Annotated in this window: 20 protein-coding genes; 10 read left to right on the top strand and 10 right to left on the bottom strand. The window is 67.5% G+C overall.

The window, feature by feature from the left end; all coding sequences use genetic code 11:
- The first annotated feature begins 16 nt into the window (after positions 1 to 16).
- Positions 17 to 2,104 (top strand): prolyl oligopeptidase family serine peptidase, encoded by a 2,088-nt coding sequence (locus ACWELQ_RS04165; protein ID WP_452395565.1) that lies wholly within the window; start codon positions 17 to 19, stop codon positions 2,102 to 2,104.
- Here the strand turns inward: ACWELQ_RS04165 and ACWELQ_RS04160 are convergent, their stop codons facing one another.
- Complete coding sequence (locus tag ACWELQ_RS04160) at positions 2,105 to 2,704, bottom strand: TetR/AcrR family transcriptional regulator (RefSeq protein WP_452395564.1); 600 nt, start codon at positions 2,702 to 2,704, stop codon at positions 2,105 to 2,107.
- An 87-nt stretch (positions 2,705 to 2,791) separates the two neighbouring features.
- Positions 2,792 to 3,412, bottom strand: a complete 621-nt coding sequence (locus ACWELQ_RS04155; RefSeq protein ID WP_452395563.1) for a TetR/AcrR family transcriptional regulator — start codon at positions 3,410 to 3,412, stop codon at positions 2,792 to 2,794.
- A 76-nt stretch (positions 3,413 to 3,488) separates the two neighbouring features.
- On the opposite strand from ACWELQ_RS04155, the gene ACWELQ_RS04150 reads away from it, so the two are divergent.
- The 4 genes from ACWELQ_RS04150 (at position 3,489) to ACWELQ_RS04135 (ending at position 7,191) form a co-directional block, all read left to right on the top strand.
- Positions 3,489 to 4,793, top strand: a complete 1,305-nt coding sequence (locus ACWELQ_RS04150; RefSeq protein WP_452395562.1) for a DUF3533 domain-containing protein — start codon at positions 3,489 to 3,491, stop codon at positions 4,791 to 4,793.
- Between the two features lie 98 nt (positions 4,794 to 4,891).
- Positions 4,892 to 5,584 (top strand): GAF and ANTAR domain-containing protein, encoded by a 693-nt coding sequence (locus ACWELQ_RS04145; RefSeq protein WP_452395561.1) that lies wholly within the window; start codon positions 4,892 to 4,894, stop codon positions 5,582 to 5,584.
- 112 nt (positions 5,585 to 5,696) lie between these two features.
- Positions 5,697 to 6,407 carry a GAF and ANTAR domain-containing protein gene (locus tag ACWELQ_RS04140; RefSeq protein WP_452395560.1) on the top strand — a complete coding sequence of 237 codons (711 nt, stop codon included), beginning with the start codon at positions 5,697 to 5,699 and terminating at the stop codon, positions 6,405 to 6,407.
- A gap of 166 nt (positions 6,408 to 6,573) precedes the next feature.
- Positions 6,574 to 7,191 (top strand): sigma-70 family RNA polymerase sigma factor, encoded by a 618-nt coding sequence (locus ACWELQ_RS04135; RefSeq protein ID WP_452395559.1) that lies wholly within the window; start codon positions 6,574 to 6,576, stop codon positions 7,189 to 7,191.
- A gap of 23 nt (positions 7,192 to 7,214) precedes the next feature.
- On the opposite strand, the gene ACWELQ_RS04130 is transcribed toward ACWELQ_RS04135, so the two are convergent.
- The 7 genes from ACWELQ_RS04130 to ACWELQ_RS04100 form a co-directional block, all read right to left on the bottom strand.
- Positions 7,215 to 8,717, bottom strand: coding sequence for an MFS transporter (locus ACWELQ_RS04130; protein ID WP_452395558.1), 1,503 nt, complete (start codon positions 8,715 to 8,717; stop codon positions 7,215 to 7,217).
- A 69-nt stretch (positions 8,718 to 8,786) separates the two neighbouring features.
- Positions 8,787 to 9,182 (bottom strand): large conductance mechanosensitive channel protein MscL, encoded by a 396-nt coding sequence (gene mscL / locus ACWELQ_RS04125; RefSeq protein WP_452395557.1) that lies wholly within the window; start codon positions 9,180 to 9,182, stop codon positions 8,787 to 8,789.
- 50 nt (positions 9,183 to 9,232) lie between these two features.
- The gene (locus ACWELQ_RS04120) at positions 9,233 to 10,795 is read right to left on the bottom strand and encodes a BCCT family transporter (RefSeq protein ID WP_452395556.1); all 1,563 of its coding nucleotides are present in this window, start codon (positions 10,793 to 10,795) and stop codon (positions 9,233 to 9,235) included.
- The gene (locus ACWELQ_RS04115) at positions 10,795 to 11,157 is read right to left on the bottom strand and encodes a hypothetical protein (RefSeq protein ID WP_452395555.1); all 363 of its coding nucleotides are present in this window, start codon (positions 11,155 to 11,157) and stop codon (positions 10,795 to 10,797) included. Before ACWELQ_RS04115 ends, ACWELQ_RS04120 begins: the two co-directional genes overlap by 1 nt.
- A gap of 13 nt (positions 11,158 to 11,170) precedes the next feature.
- The gene (locus tag ACWELQ_RS04110) at positions 11,171 to 11,365 is read right to left on the bottom strand and encodes a hypothetical protein (RefSeq protein ID WP_452395554.1); all 195 of its coding nucleotides are present in this window, start codon (positions 11,363 to 11,365) and stop codon (positions 11,171 to 11,173) included.
- Positions 11,366 to 11,450: 85 nt separating this feature from the next.
- On the bottom strand, positions 11,451 to 12,749 hold the full coding sequence (locus ACWELQ_RS04105; RefSeq protein ID WP_452395553.1) for a D-arabinono-1,4-lactone oxidase: 1,299 nt from the start codon (positions 12,747 to 12,749) through the stop codon (positions 11,451 to 11,453).
- A 33-nt stretch (positions 12,750 to 12,782) separates the two neighbouring features.
- Positions 12,783 to 13,457: a TetR/AcrR family transcriptional regulator gene (locus ACWELQ_RS04100; RefSeq protein ID WP_452395552.1), complete on the bottom strand. Its 675-nt coding sequence runs from the start codon at positions 13,455 to 13,457 to the stop codon at positions 12,783 to 12,785.
- Between the two features lie 118 nt (positions 13,458 to 13,575).
- Here ACWELQ_RS04100 and ACWELQ_RS04095 point away from each other — a divergent pair, with 118 nt between their 5' ends.
- A complete protein-coding gene (locus ACWELQ_RS04095) occupies positions 13,576 to 15,072 on the top strand; it encodes an MFS transporter (RefSeq protein ID WP_452395551.1) in 1,497 nt (498 codons plus the stop codon).
- A gap of 90 nt (positions 15,073 to 15,162) precedes the next feature.
- Here the strand turns inward: ACWELQ_RS04095 and ACWELQ_RS04090 are convergent, their stop codons facing one another.
- Positions 15,163 to 16,353 carry a lipase family protein gene (locus tag ACWELQ_RS04090; protein ID WP_452395580.1) on the bottom strand — a complete coding sequence of 397 codons (1,191 nt, stop codon included), beginning with the start codon at positions 16,351 to 16,353 and terminating at the stop codon, positions 15,163 to 15,165.
- Between the two features lie 133 nt (positions 16,354 to 16,486).
- Here ACWELQ_RS04090 and crcB (ACWELQ_RS04085) point away from each other — a divergent pair, with 133 nt between their 5' ends.
- From crcB (ACWELQ_RS04085) to ACWELQ_RS04070, 4 genes are all read left to right on the top strand, one after another.
- Positions 16,487 to 16,918, top strand: a complete 432-nt coding sequence (gene crcB, locus ACWELQ_RS04085) for a fluoride efflux transporter CrcB (protein WP_452395550.1) — start codon at positions 16,487 to 16,489, stop codon at positions 16,916 to 16,918.
- Positions 16,911 to 17,255 carry a DUF190 domain-containing protein gene (locus ACWELQ_RS04080; protein ID WP_379361160.1) on the top strand — a complete coding sequence of 115 codons (345 nt, stop codon included), beginning with the start codon at positions 16,911 to 16,913 and terminating at the stop codon, positions 17,253 to 17,255. The genes crcB (ACWELQ_RS04085) and ACWELQ_RS04080 overlap by 8 nt, the downstream gene beginning before the upstream one ends.
- Complete coding sequence (gene crcB / locus ACWELQ_RS04075) at positions 17,252 to 17,614, top strand: fluoride efflux transporter CrcB (RefSeq protein WP_452395549.1); 363 nt, start codon at positions 17,252 to 17,254, stop codon at positions 17,612 to 17,614. Before ACWELQ_RS04080 ends, crcB (ACWELQ_RS04075) begins: the two co-directional genes overlap by 4 nt.
- Before the next feature lie 47 nt (positions 17,615 to 17,661).
- A partial coding sequence (locus tag ACWELQ_RS04070; protein WP_452395548.1) for a phosphoglucomutase, alpha-D-glucose phosphate-specific occupies positions 17,662 to 18,727 on the top strand: 1,066 nt, incomplete at its 3' end.

Genomic DNA, 18,727 nt, shown 5'->3' with positions numbered 1-18,727 from the left:
CATGGGAGGGGGATTCATGGTCGTTCGGAAGGTCGGGATACGGGCCGCTGCCGTGGGATTGGCGGCGGTCGTACTGGCCGCCTGTGGCGGATCGACGGCCGCGAGCGACCCGTATCAGTGGCTCGAGGAGCTCAGCAGCCCACGGGTGGATGCCTGGGTGGCGGCGGAGAATGCCAAGACCCTCGGCGTGCTCGAGCAGGATCCGCGCTATGCCGAGAATTTCGCGCAGGCCAAGGCGCTGGCGAATGCGGCCGATCGGTTGCCGGTGCCGCAGTTCCATCACGGGCTGATCGGGAACTTCTGGCAGGACGCCGACCATCAGCGGGGGATCTGGCGGGAGACCACGGTCGCGGATTACGAATCGCCGCAGCCGAACTGGCGGACCGTGCTGGATCTGGACGCGCTGGCCCGGGACGAGGGCCGCAACTGGGTGTGGAAGGGCATGACCTGCGATCCGGTGACGCACGAGCGGTGCCTGGTGCAGTTGTCCGAGGGCGGTGAGGACGCGGCCACGATCCGCGAATTCGATCTGGGGACCGGCAGGTTCGTGGACGGCGGATTCAGCCTGGCGCGCGGGAAGCAGAACGTCAGCTGGGTGGACACCGACACGCTGCTGGTGTCGCGAGAGTGGCAGGCGGGGGAGAAGACGGAGTCGGGGTATCCGTACGTGGTCAAGCGGCTGCGGCGGGGACAGAGCCCGGACCAGGCGGTCGAGGTGGCGCGTGGGGAGCGCACCGATGGGCTCGCCACGGCCGCGGTGGGGCTCGACGGCGGTGACGGCAAGCGGCTGAATCTGGTGGTGCGGCGGCCGTCGTTCTACGAGGCGCAGGTGAGTCTGATCGACGGGACGCGGGTCGCGTTGCCGCCGAAGTCGACACTGCAGGGGATGGTCTGCAATCGGGTTCTGGTGGCGCTGCAACAGGATTGGAACGGCTTCCGGTCGGGGTCGTTGGTGTCGCTCGACGCTGACGAAATGACGGCGCATCCGGAGGCACTGAAGGCGACGCTGGTCTACGAACCCGGGCCGCAGGAGACCTTGCAAGGCGTCATGACCACGCACGGTCGGGTCGTGGTGACTTCGCTGTTCGACGTCAAGGGGCGGGCCACCGTCTACACCCCGTCGCCCACCGGGTGGACGTCCGCGCCGATTGCCTTGCCGGACAATGCCACCGTCTCGGAGATCGACGCCGATTCGCAGAGTGAGACGGCGTATCTCTCGGTGACCTCGATGCTGACGCCCACCACCATCTGGCATCTCGATGCCGACACCGGGGCCGTGCGTCAGGTCAAAGCCGCAGTGGCGCGGTTCGATTCCTCGCATCTGACGGTGGAGCAGCTGAAGGCCACTTCGGCGGACGGCACGCAGGTGCCGTATTTCATCGTGCATCCGACGGAGCTGGCTTACGACGGCAGTACGCCGACCATCGTGTGGGGTTACGGGGGATTCGCTTCCTCGTCCACGCCTGGGTACAACGGGCAGCTGGGCAAGACCTGGCTCGAACGCGGCGGGGCGTATGTCATCGCGAATATTCGGGGTGGCGGCGAGTACGGACCGGCGTGGCACGACGCGGCGTTGAAGACGCACCGGCAGAAGGCCTATGACGATTTCGCGGCGATCGCCAACGATCTCATCGCCCGCAAGATCACCTCGCCGCGGCGGCTGGGCATCCAGGGCGGGTCCAACGGCGGGCTGCTGATGGGTGTCGAGTTCACCCAGCATCCGGATCTGTTCAGTGCCGTCGACATCCAGGTACCGCTGCTGGACATGCTGCGGTACGAGCAGATCGCGGCGGGCGCGTCGTGGGTGGGCGAGTACGGGTCGGCGGCCGATCCGGACGAGCGGGCCTTCCTGGCCTCCATTTCGCCGTATGCCCAGCTGCGGAAGGGCACGCGGTATCCACAGCCGCTCGTGTGGACCACCAGCAAGGACGATCGCGTCGGACCCCAGCACGCCCGCAAGTTCGCCGCTCGACTAGCCGAGTTCGGCGACCCCTACCTGTTCTACGAGGCCACGCAGGGTGGCCACGGCGGCGGGGCGAACAACGATGAGAAGGCGCACACCAGCGCCCTCGAATACACCTACTTCATGCGACAGCTCATGTAACTAGGCGGGCTCGCGGCTGATCAGCGAAACCGCCATGGGCACCAGCAGTTCCACCAGCTCGCCCACCGGCGGTCGCGGGTCCGACAGCAGCCACTCGTGGGCCAGGCCGTTGATCGCGCCGATCAGCGCGCTGCCCGCGAGTTCGGCATTGCCGCGAATGGTCGCGTTGGATCCGGCCAGCGGCCCGATGGCCAGGCGGATGGTGTCCACCCAGGCGTGGCGGCGGTCGCGGCGGTGCCGTTCCATCCGCTCGCTCACGCCGACCACCTCCACGAAGGCGACCTTGGCGCGGAAGGGGTCCGCCCCGATGGAGTTCAGGAACGCGGTCAGCGCCTGGGTCACAGTGTCGGTCGGGTCCGGGTCGGGGCCCATGGTGCTGACCGCGGTCGCCAGGGCCAGCGCGGCCATGTCCTGGATCTGGTCGTACGCCGCGACCAGGACGTCCTCGCGGGTCTGGAACTCCTCGTAGAACTGGCGCTTGGAGAGCCCGGCGGCCGCGCACACATCCGCCAGTGAACAGTTGGCGTAGCCGCGCTCACCGAAGATGTGGATGGCGGCGTCGAGGAAACGCTGCCGGCGTTCGGCTTTTCGTTCGGTCACGGCGCGTCCGCCGTATTGCCTGCCTTCGATCGTCACTGTCGTTTCTCGATCGTCACGCCCGAAAGGTTACGGGTGGCTTCCCAACACTCAGTGACGCGGACGCAAACCGTCCATCATGTGGCCGACCATCTCGTCGAAAAGGCTGTCGGCTTCTTCGCCGGGAACCAGGCCGGATCCCAGGATCGCGGCCAGTCCGTGCAGTGCCGCCACCGCCGAGAGGCAGATGCGCCGCGGCTCGCCGGGCACCACCTCGCCACCGGCCTGCGCATCGGCGACCATCTCGATGGGCACCGCGAAGGCGCGGGCCGCGGCGTCCCCGATGGCGAGGCTGGGACTGTTCTTGCGCGCGAACATCAGCGCCAGCAGGGCCGGATTGTCGATGGCGAACCGCAGATAGGCGTGGGCCATGGCGCGCAGGCGCTCCGGGAAGGTGCCGGTGGCGGCGGCCTGCTCGAATCCGGCTGCCAGCCGGTCGAATCCGGCGACGGTCAGCGCGTCCAGCAGGGCCTGTTTGTCGCGGAAGTGGCGGCTCGGCGCGGCGTGGCTGACGCCGGTGTCGCGGGCCAGCTGGCGCAGTGACAGACCGTCCACCCCGGACGCACCGAGGGTCTCCTCGGCGCGGCGCAGCAGTTCGGCGCGCAGGTCGCCGTGGTGGTAGGAACGCGCCCGCTCCGCCACTTCGCGGGCTTTGCGCTTGGCGATGCTCATGGTGAGAGCAGGATATCGGACACACCTCGCTATGTTGACGTTGACTACTTTGTTGTCGCTGCCTACATTCAGTCGCATGACGAAAGATGGTGCGCCCGTGACGGGCCGGGTGCCTTTGCGCGGCTGGTTGGCCCCGGCCCTGGTGCTGACCGTGCTCGCGGCCCTGATCGGCACCATGTACCTCGGCTACACCTCCGATCCGGAGAAGAACCTGCACGACTTCCCCGTCGCCCTGGTCAATCAGGACGTGGGCGATGTGATGAACGGCAAGACCGTCAATGTCGGCGACCAGATCGCGGACGCGCTGACCCAGAAGATCCCGGCCGACAAGATCGACCTGCGGGTGGTCGGCATCAACGAGGCGCGGCAGCAGCTGAGCAACGGGCAGATCTACGGCGCGATCATCATCCCCGGCGACTTCACCAAGCGGCTGTCCATTCTCGGGGCGGCCGCGGTGGTGCCCGGCGACATCGAACGCCCGGTGATCACCGTGCAGACCAATCCGCGTGCGGGCACCTACGCGTCCTCGATCATGCAGCGGGTCAGCGATCGCGCCATGGCACAGGTCAATACGACCGTCGGCGCGCAGCTGACCGATCAGGTGAAGGCCGCGCTCGCGCCGAAGGACGGCGCGCCCGCCACCGAATTGAGCGGCGCGGCACGATTGCAGCTGGCCCAGCCGATCGATGTGGTGGTGAGCCCGTACCGGCCGCTGCCCGCCGGGACCGGGCAGGGGCTGTCGGCCTTCTTCTACACGCTGGTCCTGTTGTTCGCGGGCTTCAGCGGGGCCATGATCATCCACTCCATGATCGACAATGCGCTGGGTTACCTTCCGGCCGAATACGGTCCGTGGTTCCGCGCGCCCGAGCCCGCGAACATCAGTCGCTGGCGGACCCTGTTGATCAAGTGGGCCATCGCCGCCGTCACCGCGCCGGTGCTCTCGGGCATGTTCATGGGCATCGCCCGGCTGTTCGGCATGCCGATCGATCAGCCGCTGCCGTTGTTCCTCTACGGCACGCTGGCCGTCATCGCGGTGGCCGTGACCGGACTGTCGGTGCTGGCGGCCTTCGGGACCGCGGGCCTGCTGATCAATATGATCGTGTTCGTGGTGCTGGGCCTGCCGTCCTCCTCGGGTTCGATTCCGGTCGAGGCGATTCCGCGCTGGATCGCTGCGCTGTCGAAGTTCGAGCCGATGCACCAGATCTATCTGTCGGTGCGGGCGATCCTGTTCTTCGACGGGCATCTGGAGGCGGGGCTGAGCACCGGCATCTGGATGACGGTGTTCGGGCTGGGCGTGGGTCTGGCGCTGGGCGCGGTCGCCACACACACCTATGACCTGCGCGGGCTGTACCGCCTCGGCGTTTCGCATGCCCCCCAGTGACTTTCGGCCCTGTTCGTTGTCGAGCTGTGACAGTGATACTGGCCCCGGGCACCGAATAACTCATCGCCGGGCGATGATTGTGGGGCGGTTCGATGGTGATGGCTTCGTCGCAGTTCGATCAGTTGACGGGACAGTTCCTGCGTGCCGTGCGGGATGCGGGCGGCGGATTGGTCGCCGTGTGCTCCGCGTGCGTGCGGGTGCTGCCGGTGCGCCGGGCCGCCATCGTGCTCGAGGAGCGCGACGCGGGCATGCAACCCTGGTGCGCCAGTGACGAATTCGCCGAGCGGGTGGAGCTCGCGCAGGCCACGGCGGGGGAGGGGCCCGCGGTCACGGCGGTGGCCGACGGGGTGCCGGTGGTGGTCTCGGAGCTGAGCGTGGACCGCGAGCACTGGCCCGGTTTCGCGGAGGCGCTGGCGGCGTCGCCGGGGCCGATCGCCGGATCGATGTTCGCGGTGCCGTTGCGGCTGGGGTCGATTCGGCTCGGGGCGGTGGATCTCTATCGGGACGCGCTCGGCCGTCCGGGGCCTCGGCTGTTGTCGGCGGCGTTGCATATCGCGGATCTGGTCACCGCCAGCCTGGTGCTGGCCACCGGCGACGAGGCGCAGCAGTGGGCACAGCCGTTGTCCAGCAGGTGGATTCATCAGGCGGCGGGCATGACCAGCGCGCAGCTGGGCATCGATATCGCCGACGCCTATGCCCGCCTGCGCGGATATGCTTTCACGCACGGGCTTTCGCTGGTCGAGGTGGCACGCAGGGTGGTGGAGCGCAGCATTCGGATCGAGGCGGAATGAGCGCAACTGTTCCGCGGGACCCCGCCGGGCAAATACCATGAGCTGACGGCAAGAGCGGCACAGGAACTTACGTGGTGGGCGCTTCGGCGCTCGCCGATGCGGGGTGATGGCGGTGTCCGACAGTGAGTTGCTGGTGGCGGTACTGGCGAGGTTCGCGCGGCTGCTACCCGCGGCACACGAACTACCCCGGATTCTGGACGAATTGATGCGCAGCGCCATCGATGTGCTGGAACCGGGTGGTGTGACGGTGGCGCTGTCCCCGGAATTGCGGGGCGACCGGTCGGAATTCTTCGTGGGCATGCCGGAGGAACTGCTGGATCTGGAAGTCTGCCAACACGATCACGAGCGGGGGCCGGGCGTGGTGGCGCACGCCTGCGGCGCTCCGGTCACCGTCACCGAGCTCGGTAGTTACGGTGATCTCTGGCCGGAATACACCAATCTTGCCGGGCAGCACCGGATTTCCTCGGTCGCCGCCATCCCCATGCGCCTCGACGAGACCGAAGCCGGTGTGCTGAGCCTGTATTCGCGCGCGCCCCGGACCTGGACCGGCAAGGATCTGTCGGTGGCGACGCTGCTGGCGGGCATGGCCACCGGGCATATCGTCACCGCGAATCTGGTGGCGCGCCATCGGCGGGTGACCGAGCAGTTGCAGCACGCGTTGAGCACCCGGATCGTGGTCGAGCAGGCCAAAGGCGTGATCGCGCACGCGCATCACACCACCCCCGACGCGGCCTTCGAACTGATTCGCGCGCACGCCCGGCGCAATCGCGTGACCGTGCGGGCGGTCGCGCACGGGATAGTCGAACTGGGCCTGCATATTTGAGCCCGCCGGGGTTTGCCGGGAATACGTGCGGTTAATTGGATCGTGTTCCAGTTACGGTGCGCCGCGCGTAGCCTGGACTGTTGGCGGAATCGAAAGCCCCTGTCCCCGGCCGACTTCCGTACGCAGTATCGACCGTCCCAGTCCTCGACGGCTCGTATCGACATGTGTGCTCGATATCGTCGATCTGGGGGCGACCGTGAATTCCTCACGTGTATCGCAATCTGCCCATGCGGCCCGTACCCGCAGGCGCAGTCAATTCGATCAACTCGTAGGCCGCATCGCGCACGGTGACCGTGACGCCTACGAAGAGCTCTACCGCAACACCCGCGGGCTCATCTACACCCGCGTGCTGAACATCCTGGGCGACACCGGTTATGCCGAGGAAACCTGTCACGAGGTCTACCTGCAGGTCTGGCGCAGCGCGGGCAGCTTCGACCCGGCCCGCGGCAATGCGCTGACCTGGCTCACCACCCTCGCCCACCATCAGGCGGTGGATCGGGTCCGGCGCGAGTGCACCGCGGCCGGCCACGAACACCGTTGGGGGGTCTGCGATTACCGGCCCGCGACCGATGTGGTGGCCGAGGAGATCCTGCGGCGGCAGGAGGCGCGGGCCATCCGGCGCGGATTGGCCACGCTCACACCGTATCAACGGGAATCGGTGGTGCTCGCGTACTACGGCGGCCTGACCTACGCGCAGGTGGCGGCGCGGCTGGGCATCGGGCTGCCGGCGGTGAAGGCCCGCATCCGGTCGGGGCTGGCGCAGCTCAAACTGTCACTGGTGTAAAGGAACTCGGTGTTCACGGCAGCTCAGTGCGAGGCCGTGGCCTTGAAGCCGCGCGGCACCAGGACCACGGTCAGCACCGCCACCGCGGCGACCATGCCGGTGGAGATCCAGGAGGTGGTGGTGAGCGCCGAATCATAGGCGTGCTGGGCGATGGTGAGCACCTGATCCCCGGTCGGGCCGCCGATCTTCTCGGCGACGTAGGCCGCGCCGCCGACCGAGCCCTGCGCGTCGGCGAGATCCTGGCCGTGCAGCGGTAATCCGGTCATGTGCGAGGTGAACAGGCGGCCGTGAATGCTGCCCAGCAGGGCCACACCCAGGCCGATGCCGAGCTCGTAGTTGGTCTCCTCGACCGCGCCCGCCTGGCCCGCGCGCTCGGGCGGCACCGCGGAAACCAGCACCGCGGCGGCCGTGGTGATGGCGATGCCGTCGCCGATGCCCAGGCAGACCAGCACCAGCGCGACAATCGGATACGTGGTGTCGGGTACCGCTGCCAGCACCGCGAAACCCGTTGCCAGCGCGCCCAAGGCGAAACCCATGAGCGCGCGCACGCCGACGTGCTGCATGAGCCACGGGGTGGCCAGTGAACCCAGCAGGGTCGCGACGGCGGCGGGCACCGTGCGCACACCGGCCTGCGAGGGCGTGTAGCCGTGGATGTACTGCAGCCACAACGAGATCAGGAACAGGGCCGCGCCGATGGCGAGCATGGCCAGCAGGGTGGCCACCGCCGCGGCGGTGAAGGCGCGATTCTTGAACAGGCGCACGTCCAGCAGCGGGTCCGGCGAGCGCAGCTGCCGGTAGGCGAAGTAGCCCAGCAGGACGAAGGCCGCGGCCAGGATCAGCAGGTCGATCAGCGCCGGATTGCCCTTGGCCACATGCTTGATGCCCCAGGCCAGGGCCACCACACCCAGCACGGAGGCCAGCGCGCTGAGCCAGTCCAGACTGCCGTGGCCCGGGGCGCGGTACTCCGGCAGCAGCCAGATTCCGGCCGCCACCGTCACGATGACCACCGGCACGTTCAGCCAGAACGCCGCCGACCAGCCGAACGCCTCGACCAGATGGCCGCCGACCAGCGGGCCGATGGCCGCGCCCGCGCCCGCCACCGACGCCCAGATGCCGATGGCCAGGGTGCGTTCCTTGTCATCGGTGAAGATATTGCGGATCAGCGACAGCGTGGACGGCATCACCATCGCACCGCCGACACCCAGCAGCGCACGGCCGGCGATCAGCTGGGCGGGCGCGTGCGCGGTGGCGGCGACGACGGAGGCCAGGCCGAAAAGCACGAAGCCGTAGAGGAACAGCCGTTTGCGCCCGTAGCGGTCGCTGATCGCGCCGCAGGTGATGAGCAGGCCGCCTAGCACCAGGCCGTAGAGGTCGACGATCCAAAGCTGTTCCATGGGACTGGGTTCCATGTGATCGATGAGCGACGGCAGCGCGACATTCAAGATCGTCGCGTCCATCGCCACCAGCAGCAGGCTCGCGCACAGGACGGCGAGCATGGCCCAGCGGCTCGCCGGGGCGGGTGCCATGAATGTCTCCTCTAGGCTTCGGTCAAGCTGCTGGCAACAACTTGGCTAAGCCTAGTGGAGACCCGTCGGCTACTTGTTCGCGCTCTGCTTGGCCAGCAGGTCGCGGATCTCGATGAGCAGTTCCAGCTCGGTCGGATCGGCCTTCACCGCGGTCGGCTTGAGGAGCCGATTCTTGAAGGTGTTCATCGGCAGGATGAGCACGAAGTAGAGGACCGCCGCCACACAGACGAAGTTGATCGCGGCGCTGATGATGGGTCCCAGGGCCACGAAGGTGGACGGCTTGTCGGACAGGATCTGGAAACCCAGACCGTATTCCTTGTTGCCGCCGAGGGTCGCGAGCAGCGGTTCGATCACACCTTTGGTCACCGAGGTGACGATGGCGGTGAAGGCGGTGCCCATCACCACGGCCACCGCGAGATCGATGACATTGCCCCTCATCAGGAAGTCTTTGAAGCCTTTGAGCATGACGCGGTGAATCCAATCCGAGACGTTTTCGTAATCTTCCGAATGGAAGTCTAAGGGGCCTCGAGGCGGAAAGTGCGCACCAACGCCACACACATCGCGAGCATGACGACACTGAACGGCAGGGCTATGAGAATCGCCACCGTCTGCAAGGTCGTGAGAGCGGTCGCGCCGGACCCGCTGGCCACCAGCAACGCAACGGCTACCGCACCCTGCGCGCAGGTCCAGAAGGCGCGACTCCAGGTCGGCGGCTCCGGATTGCCGCCCGAGGACAGCATGTTCACCACCAGCGCACCGGAATCGGCGGAGGTGACGAAGAACAACACGATCACCAGCACGGCCAGGCCCGCGGTCACCGAGCCGCCGGGCAGCGTATTGAGCAGTGCGAACAGCGAACTGTCGCGATCGGGGCCGTCCGGGCCGACCAGTCCACCGCCGCCGAACATTTCGCGGTGCAGGCCCGCGCCGCCGAAGACCTCGAACCAGACGAAGGTCAGCAGGGTCGGCACCAGCAGCACGCCCGCCACGAATTCGCGCACGGTGCGGCCGCGCGAGATGCGCGCGATGAAGACGCCGACGAAGGGGGCCCAGCTGATCCACCAGCCCCAGTAGAAGACCGTCCACTGCTGGGTCCAGGCGGTGCCGGACGCGCCCTCGGTGGCCCCGGTGTAGAGGCTGATCTTCGGCAGGGTCTGTAAATACTGGCCGACGTTCTGCACCAGGTCGTTGACGATGAACAGGGTCGGACCGGCGATCAGTACGTAGAGCAGCAGCATGCCCGCCACTCCCATGTTCGCCTGCGACAGCAGCTTGATGCCCTTGTCCACGCCGGTGGCGACCGAGATCGTGGCCAGCGCGGTGACCACGACCACCAGTACCACCTGCAATCCCTTGCCCGGTTCGTGCAGCCAGCCTTGGTAATTCAGCCCCGCCGAGATCTGTAGTACGCCCAGGCCCAGCGAGGTGGCCACACCGAAGACCGTGCCGATCACCGCCACGATGTCGATGACGTCCCCGCGCCAGCCGCGAATGCGGTCGCCGACAAGCGATTCCAGCGACCAGCGGATCGAGACCGGGCGGTCCTTGCGGTGGATCGAGTAAGCGATGGCCAGGCCGACCACCACGTAGATGGCCCACGGGTGGATGCCCCAGTGCAGAAACGTCTGCACCATGGCCGAATCCGCGCGCTGCGCGGGCGTCGAGCCGACACCGGGCCGGGGATCCTCGTAGTGGAACAGCGGCTCGGCGACGCCCCAGAACACCAGGCCGATGCCCATGCCCGCCGCGAACAGCATGGAAAGCCAAGCACCCAGCGAGTATTCGGCCTTCTCCCCGTCCTCGCCGAGGGTGATGTCGCCGAAGCGGCCCAGGCCCAGCCAGATCGCGAACACCACGAACAGCGTGACGATCACGATGTAGTACCAGCCGAATCCGCCGATCACATTGTCCTGCAAGGCTTTCGCCTGCCGGGCCGCGGTATCGCGGAAGACGATGGCGTAGACGGTGAACGCGGTCACCACGATCGCGGCGGGCCAGAAGACCCGGGGTGCGACCGCGGCTCGATGATGAACGGAAACCGATTCCGGGTCCTTCGACCCGGAATCGGTGCCCCGCACTATTTTCCTGCCCTGTTCTTGACGGCGGTGACGATCTCGTTCACCGCCGCCAGTACGTCCTGTGCGGCGTGGTCGAGATTGGCCCGCACCTGTTCCAGGGTGCCTTGCAGATCCTCAGGCGTGATCTTGTCGGCGAATGCCTTCGCCATATCGGCGAGATCGGCGGCCGCGTTCTGGGCACGGTCGGCGAGTTCGGCGGCGGCGCCGCTGGCCCGTTCGGCCAGTTGCCCGGCGGCGGCCTCGGCCCGGTCCCGCAGATCGCCGGCGGTGACCCCGAGATCGGTGGTCAGGTCCTCGGCGGTGGTGCGGAGGTCGTCGGCCAGGCGCTCGGCGTTGGCGTCGAAGTCGTCATTCGTCGGCATGGTCGCGGGTCCCTTACTTCGATCCGCCGCCCAGTTTCTCCTTGATCTTGTCCATGAAGCCGCCGACTTTCTCCTTCATGTCCTCGCCCGCGTGCTGCATGTCGTCGCGCGCCTTGTCGGCTGCCTCGCGCGCTTTGTCGCTCATGTCCTGGGCCGCGGCCTTGGCCTGGTCACCGGCCTCGTTCATCCTGTCGCCGAAAGAAGACATCGGAACCTCCCTACGTTGGTCACGCTCGGGGCAGATGCAGCGATCTTTCAGCAACCGATACTAGTCCTGTTTCAGTTCTCCGGGTTCAGTTCACCGGGCCGAGTACGCGTTCGATGTAGGCGTTGGTGAACCGGCCCTTGGGGTCGAAGCGGCGGCGGACCTCGGCGAAGCGCTCCCAGTCCGGGTAGCGCTCGCGCAGCGTCTCGGCGGTCTGGAAGTGTCGCTTGCCCCAGTGCGGGCGGCCGTTGTAGCGGTCGAAAACGCGTTCGCAGGCACGGAAATACGGTTCGTAGTCCATGCCCTGGTACTGGTGCACGGCGATGTAGCAGGTCTCGCGGCCACCGGCGGGGGACAGGAAGGCGTCGTCGGGGGCGACCCAGCGCACCTCGATCGGCATCGCGGTGTCGAAGTGCTTGGCCACCTCTTTGATCTCGCGGATGGCGTCGGCCGAATGTTCGCGCGGCAGTGCGTATTCCATCTCGGTGAAGCGGAACAGCCGGGGGCTGGCGAAGACCCGGTAGGAGCGCTCGACCTGGCGGCGGTAGCTGCCCGCGTAGGCGGCGGCGCGCTGGACGGTGGGGATCAGGCTCGGGCGGCGGCGGGTCAACCGGCACAGCGCGTCGAAGGTGTAGTTGGTCATCAGGATGTCGGAGAACCAGTCCACGGCTTTGCCGCGCGGTTGCTCGGGCAGGTCGACGGTGTTGTTGCGCTTGGTCATGGCCAGCGGGCTGTGCGCGAACATGTAGAACTCGAAGTGCTCGTTGCCGTCGACGTGCGTGTCCAGATCGGCGAGCACCTCCTCGACCGGCAGCGGCCGCTCGACGCCCTCGAGCACGAACGACGGCACCATCTGCAGGGTGACCGCGGTGACCACGCCGAGCGCGCCCACATTCACGCGCGCGGCGCGCCAGCCGTCCGGATCGGTCTGCTCGTTGAGCTCGACCGTGGAGCCGTCGGCGAGCATGAGTTCCACCGAATGCAGTGCGGCGGAGAGGTTCTGGAGCTTGGAGCCGGTCCCGTGGGTGCCGGTGGCGGTCGCGCCCGCGATCGACTGCACGTCGATGTCGCCGAGGTTGGGGAAGGCCAGGCCCAGCGGGTGCAGTGCGTTGCTGGCGGCATTGAGCGTCAGGCCGGCCTCGGCGCGGACCAGGCCGGTGGCGCGGTCCACGTGCAGGATGCGGTCGAGCTTGTTGAGGCGCAGGAGCGTGCCGTCGGTGAGCACGGTCTCGGTGAAGGAATGGCCCGATCCGGCGACCCGGACGGTATGGCCCTTCGCCTCGGCCTGGGCCAGTACTGCCGCGACGTCCTCGGGCGAGCTGGGTTCGGCAATGGACGCCGGAGTACAGCTCTGATCTCCGGCCCAGTTCACCCAAGAGTTGGTCATGCGACCAACTCTAAAACAGGAGTGTGATGTCCGCTACCGTTTGCGCGGAGGGCACGCCGCGGCTTTGGCGCGTTCCACCTCGTCTTCGGTCAACGGGGGTTGCGTCAGCGGCATGCGCGGCACGCCGTCGCCGCGGACGCCATTGAGGATCAGCGCCATGTAGCGCTCCCAGACATCGGGATTGACCGGCCGGGCGAAGCCCGCGATGCCGTCGACCATGTTCACCATGGCGAAGAAATCGCCCGCCTCGACATCCGGTTGCAGCGCCCCGGCATCCTTGGCGCGCTGGATGACCGCCTGCATGCCGGGCCGGATGCGGTCCTTCATGACGCAGAAGCGGTCCATGCTGTCGTGCAGTTCGAGGATGACCTCGCCGAATCCGCGATTGATCGCGATGTGGCGGCAGGAGTACTCGAACAGATCGACCAGGCCCTGCCAGGGGTCCGGGTGGTGCAGGGCCACATCGACGGCCCCGCCCAGCTCGGTGACCATCTGGTCGAAGACCTCGGAGATGAGCTCCTGCTTGTTGGCGAAGCGGCGGTAGACCGTGCCGACGCCGACGCCTGCGCGCTCGGCCACGTCGTCGAGGGTGACCTCGAGTCCGCGATCGGCGAACAGCTCGCGGGCGGCCGCGATGATGCGCTGCTGATTGCGAGCGGCGTCCGCGCGCAGACGCCGAGGTGGTGGCGCGGTGGTGACGGGATTCACAGGTCAATCCTAACAGCAATCGGGATTATCCGGAGGCTATGTCTCCGTTTGGCATGGTAGCTTGATTCGGTAAACGGAGACGGGATCTCCGTTAATCCTAGGGGACGAGGAAAACACCATGACAACAGCTCTCGAGAAAGACGTGGCCGCCCCCACCGCGGCCGGGCGGCGTGGCTCGCACGCCCTGCGCTGGTGGGTGCTGGCCGTGCTGGGCGTCGCCCAGCTGATGGTCGTGCTGGACGCGACCGTCGTGAACATCGCGTTGCCGCACGCCCAGGCCGACCTCGGATTCTCCAATGGGGACCGGCAGTGGGTCATCACCGGGTACGCGCTCGCCTTCGGCAGCCTGCTGCTGCTGGGCGGACGGCTCTCCGATCTCTTCGGCCGCCGCACGACCTTCATCGTCGGTCTGGTCGGCTTCGCGGCCGCCTCGGCCATCGGCGGCGCCGCCGGGAACTTCGAGATGCTCGTCGCCTCGCGCGTCGCGCAGGGTGTGTTCGCGGCACTGCTCGCGCCCGCCGCGCTGTCGCTGCTGACCGTGACCTTCACCGAACCGTCCGAGCGCGCAAAGGCTTTCGGCATCTTCGGCGCCATCGCCGGTGCCGGTGGCGCGCTGGGTCTGCTGCTGGGCGGCGCGCTCACCGAGTGGGCCTCGTGGCGCTGGGTGATGTACGTGAACCTGGTCTTCGCGGCCGTCGCGCTGGTCGGCGCGGTCCTGCTGCTGGCCAAGCACACCGCCACCGAGCGGCCCAAGCTGGACCTGCCCGGCACGCTGGCGGTCACCGCGGCGCTGTTCGGCATCGTCTACGGCTTCTCGCACGCCGAATCCGACGGCTGGACCAATGGCGTGACGCTGTTCTTCCTGATCGGCGGCGTGGTGCTGCTGGGCGTGTTCGCCTGGCTGGAACAGCGGGTCGCGCATCCGCTGCTGCCGCTGCGCGTGGTGCTGGACAAGACCCGTGGCGCGTCCTACGTCACCGTGTTCACCATCGGCATCGGCATGTTCGCGATGTTCCTGTTCCTGACCTACTACATGCAGCAGCAGCTGGGGTACTCGCCGATCATCACCGGCGTGGCCTTCCTGCCGATGGTCGCGGGCATGATCGCCTCCTCCACCACGGTGCCCGCGCTGCTGATCCCGCGGGTGGGCCCGAAGGTCACCGTGGTGAGCGGATTCCTGCTCGCCACACTGGGAATGGTGTTGCTGACCCGTATCGGTGTGCACACCGGCTACGCGAGCCACATCCTGCCGAGCCTGATCCTGATGGGTCTGGGACTGGGTATGGCGATGTCCACCGCGTTCTCCGGCGCCACCTCCGGCATCGACCACCAGGACGCCGGTGTGGCCTCGGCCATGGTGAACACCAGCCAGCAGGTGGGCGGTTCGATCGGCACCGCGCTGCTGAGCACGCTGGCCGCGACCGCGTTCACCAACTACGCGTCCGACCATGTTCCGCCGTCGCCGGCGGTGCTGGCGGAGGCCGCGGTGCACAGCTACACCACCACCTTCTGGTGGGCCGCAGCGATCTTCGTGGTCGGCGCGGTGATCACCGGGGCGATCATGCCCAACAAGGTGCCGGTGCCCGCGGAAGGCGAACCCGTTCTCGTGCACTGAGTTACAAACCCCCTTGGACAACGGAGTCCGAAATGAAAGCGGCCCCACTCCTTTCGGAGTGGGGCCGCTTCTTTTACCGGCTAACCGCGATCAGCGGCAGTTACTGGGCGGGGCCAGGCCCGCGAACCGGTCGGCGAGGTAGTTCATGGCGTTGACCGCGCCCGGGAAGATGGCGGTGCCGTGATCGGCGCCCGGGATGACGTCGAACTGGACCGGGGTGCCCGCGGCGCAGTAGCGGCCCGCGGTGTACTGGGCGAGGTTCAGCGGCACCTGGTCGTTGCCGCCGTGCCATTCGTAGAGGGGCTGGCGGATGAGCTCGGGAATGATCTCGAGCGCGTTCTCGTGGAAGGTGGCGATCAGGGCCGGGTCGTTTTCCGCACCGGCGTGGAAGACCTCGCTGATGTGGTGGTTCGCACCGACCGAGATGATGTCGTCCACACAGGAATTGGCGAGGCGGTCGCGCATCCAGAAACCGAACGGCGTGAGCGAATCGTCCAGGCGCATCTGGGCGGGGTACTCGCGTTCCATGCCCTCGGCCACGGCGAAGCCGAGCCCGAACAGCGCCTGCGGCGAATCACCCGCCTCGATGGCCAGCTTGCCGGGATTCACCGGGACGCCGCCCTCGGCGACGCCGACGATGGGCAGTTCCGGCGCGTAGTCCGGGGCGATGGCGGCCGCGAAGCCGGTGGCCATCGCGCCGCCGGAGTAGCCGGCCAGGCCGACCGGGGAATCTCCCAAACCGGCCGGGGCGAAACGCTTCACCGCGCGAATGCCGTCCAGGGTGATCTGCCCGCCCATGCGGGCCGCGCCGTAGGCGCTGTCGGGGCCGAGGTGATCGGGCACCGAGATGGCCCAGCCCCGCGCCAGCAGCAGCGGGAAGGCGGCGGTTTCCTTGAGGCTGCCGTCGAAGAGGGCGTGCGACGGAGCGCATTGCATGCCCAGGGAATTCACGAACGGCTGATACGACAGCAGCGGTCGCGGACCGGGGCCGGGGGTGATGAGGGTGGTGACGGCGGGGATGGCCGCACCCACGGAATTGGTGGAGCGGAAGAGGATCTGCCACACCGTCGCCCCGGCCCACGGGCTGGGGACTTGACGGACATTCAGGACATCGCCGTTCTGCGCGCCGCCGAGATTCCCTGCGGCGTAGTAGAACCCGTCCGCGTCGGGAAAGGGAAACACCGCTCCGGCGTGTGCCGCGGGCGCGGCGGCCATGACGGCCGCCCATGCCGTGGCGATGCCGACGCCTTGGACCAGCATCTTTCTGATCGACTGCCGCACCGCCAACTTGGCTCCTCGAGGCCGATGGGACAACACCGGGCAAGCGGCACTATCCTCGCAGTTCCGGGCCTCTGTTCGGGCTCAGCAACACGCCGAACAGCAACTATTTAGCTAATTAGAAAGAGGAGGGGTGGTGACAGCGAAAGCCGCGGGGATCGACGCGGACGTGCTCGGTGTCATCGCCCTGGGCGGGGCGCTCGGCGCCGTCGCCCGCTACGGCATGAGCCGGTGGCTGCCGCAGCGCGGCGCGATTCCGTGGCAGACCTTGGCGGTCAACGTGATCGGCTGCTTCCTCATCGGGGTACTCATGGTGTGCATCACCGAGATCTGGGTGGCGCACCGGCTGCTGCGGCCGTTTCTGGGCGTCGGCGTCCTGGGCGGATTCACCACCATGTCCACCTATGCCACGGAAGTTCGTACACTGCTCGAATCGGGCCGAATCGGCTACGGAATCGGCTACCTCGGGGGGACCGTGGTGACAGGGCTGCTGGCGGTGGTGCTCGGTGTGGGCGCGACGCGATCGATATCCGGTACGGCACGACGATTGGGGGCAGGCGATGAGTGAGACTTCTCGGCACTGGGTTCCGGCGTCCCGGCTGACGGTGCTGCTCGGCGAGGACGATCTGTATCGGCATCGGCCCCGCTATCACGAGATCGTGCGGCGCGCCCGGGATGCCGGACTGGCCGGGGCGAGCGTCTGGCGCGGCATCGAGGGTTACGGAGTGTCCTCCCATATTCACACCGCGCGCCTGCTCGATCTGGCCGAGCGGCTGCCGGTGCTGGTGATGATCATCGACGACACCGCGCGGCTGCGCGCCTTCGTGGAAAGCAATGCGGACCTGCTGGATTCGGTGACCGTGGCGCTCTCACCCGTCGAAGTCTTCGACGGGGTACGGCGGTGACGGCCCTGCTGGTGATCGCCGGCGCGGTGCTCGGGGCGCCGACCAGATATCTGGTGGATCGCGCTCTGGCCCATCGATTCGATAGTGTTCTCCCACTGGGCACACTGGCGGTGAACGTGGGCGGTTCGGCGATACTAGGCGCGTTGATCGGTGCGGGAGCAAATCATTGGCTCCTCGCCACCGTGGGAACGGGATTCTGCGGTGCGCTGACCACGTTCAGTACGTTCGGATACGAAACGGTTCGATTGGCCGAGGAGGGCGCTTACAGCTATGCGGTGGCGAACGTCGTGATCGGCGTCGGCGCAAGCCTGTGCGCGGCCTACCTCGGTGCCTTCCTCGGGCAGTGGGTGTGGCCGTGATTCTCATGACCAGCCGGGCACAGGCGATACGGAAGGGAGGTGCGAGCATGGCCCACGATCGAGCCGGACGACCGGCGCGGGCCACGGACCTCGAAGATATCGCGCACTTGGTGACCTCCTACTACAGCCGGATTCCCGATCCGGCGGATCCGGCGCAGCTGGTTTCGTTCGGCACCTCCGGGCATCGCGGATCCAGTCTGGACAACGCCTTCAACGAGGCGCACATCCTGGCCATCACCCAGGCGATCGTGGAATACCGTGCCTCGCGGGGGATTACCGGGCCGGTGTATCTGGCGCGGGACACGCACGCGCTGTCGGAGCCCGCCTGGACCACGGCGCTCGAGGTGCTGGCCGCCAACGACGTCACCGCCATCATCGACTCGCGGGACCGGTACACGCCGACACCGGCGCTGAGTCATGCGGTGCTGCGGCACAATCGGGGCGGGACCCGGCATCAGGCCGACGGCATCGTGGTGACGCCCTCGCACAATCCGCCGCGTGACGGCGGGTTCAAATACAATCCGCCGCACGGTGGTCCGGCCGACACCATCGCCACCGACGCGATCGCCACCCGGGCGAACGAACTGTTGCGTACCGGGCTCGCGGATGTGCGGCGCACCTCGCTGGCGCACGCGCTGGCGACCAATGTGGAGCGCTACGACTATCTGGATCGCTACATCTCGGACCTACCCAATGTGCTGAATCTGGACGCCATTCGGGGCGCCGGGATTCGGCTGGGTGCGGACCCCATGGGCGGGGCTTCCGTGGATTACTGGGAGGAGATCGGGCAGCGCTACGACCTCGAGCTCGAGGTGGTCAACCCGTTCGTGGATCCGACGTGGCGGTTCATGACGCTGGATTCCGACGGGCGGATCCGGATGGATCCGTCCTCGCGCTACGCCATGGCCTCGCTGGTGGCGATTCGCGATGATTACGACATTTCGACCGGCAACGACGCGGACGCGGACCGGCACGGGATCGTGACTCCCGATGCGGGGCTGATGAATCCGAACCACTACCTGGCGGTGGCGATCGAGTACATGATCGCCAATCGGATGGGGTGGGACGCGCTGACCAAGATCGGCAAGACGGTGGTGACGTCCGGCATGATCG

It is taken from the genome of Nocardia sp. NPDC004722, assembly GCF_053601505.1.
Note: the sequence above shows the minus strand (reverse complement) of the source record. Positions and strands in the feature narration are given on the sequence as shown.

What these genes read in the sequence shown, in the direction of transcription:
- ACWELQ_RS04165 (WP_452395565.1), top strand. Translation starts at nt 17, where the DNA reads ATGGTCGTTCGGAAGGTCGGGATACGGGCCGCTGCCGTGGGATTGGCG.
- ACWELQ_RS04155 (WP_452395563.1), bottom strand. Translation starts at nt 3,412, where the DNA reads ATGAGCATCGCCAAGCGCAAAGCCCGCGAAGTGGCGGAGCGGGCGCGT.
- ACWELQ_RS04150 (WP_452395562.1), top strand. Translation starts at nt 3,489, where the DNA reads ATGACGAAAGATGGTGCGCCCGTGACGGGCCGGGTGCCTTTGCGCGGC.
- ACWELQ_RS04145 (WP_452395561.1), top strand. Translation starts at nt 4,892, where the DNA reads ATGGCTTCGTCGCAGTTCGATCAGTTGACGGGACAGTTCCTGCGTGCC.
- ACWELQ_RS04130 (WP_452395558.1), bottom strand. Translation starts at nt 8,717, where the DNA reads ATGGCACCCGCCCCGGCGAGCCGCTGGGCCATGCTCGCCGTCCTGTGC.
- mscL (WP_452395557.1), bottom strand. Translation starts at nt 9,182, where the DNA reads ATGCTCAAAGGCTTCAAAGACTTCCTGATGAGGGGCAATGTCATCGAT.
- ACWELQ_RS04115 (WP_452395555.1), bottom strand. Translation starts at nt 11,157, where the DNA reads ATGCCGACGAATGACGACTTCGACGCCAACGCCGAGCGCCTGGCCGAC.
- ACWELQ_RS04110 (WP_452395554.1), bottom strand. Translation starts at nt 11,365, where the DNA reads ATGTCTTCTTTCGGCGACAGGATGAACGAGGCCGGTGACCAGGCCAAG.
- ACWELQ_RS04105 (WP_452395553.1), bottom strand. Translation starts at nt 12,749, where the DNA reads ATGACCAACTCTTGGGTGAACTGGGCCGGAGATCAGAGCTGTACTCCG.
- ACWELQ_RS04095 (WP_452395551.1), top strand. Translation starts at nt 13,576, where the DNA reads ATGACAACAGCTCTCGAGAAAGACGTGGCCGCCCCCACCGCGGCCGGG.
- ACWELQ_RS04080 (WP_379361160.1), top strand. Translation starts at nt 16,911, where the DNA reads ATGAGTGAGACTTCTCGGCACTGGGTTCCGGCGTCCCGGCTGACGGTG.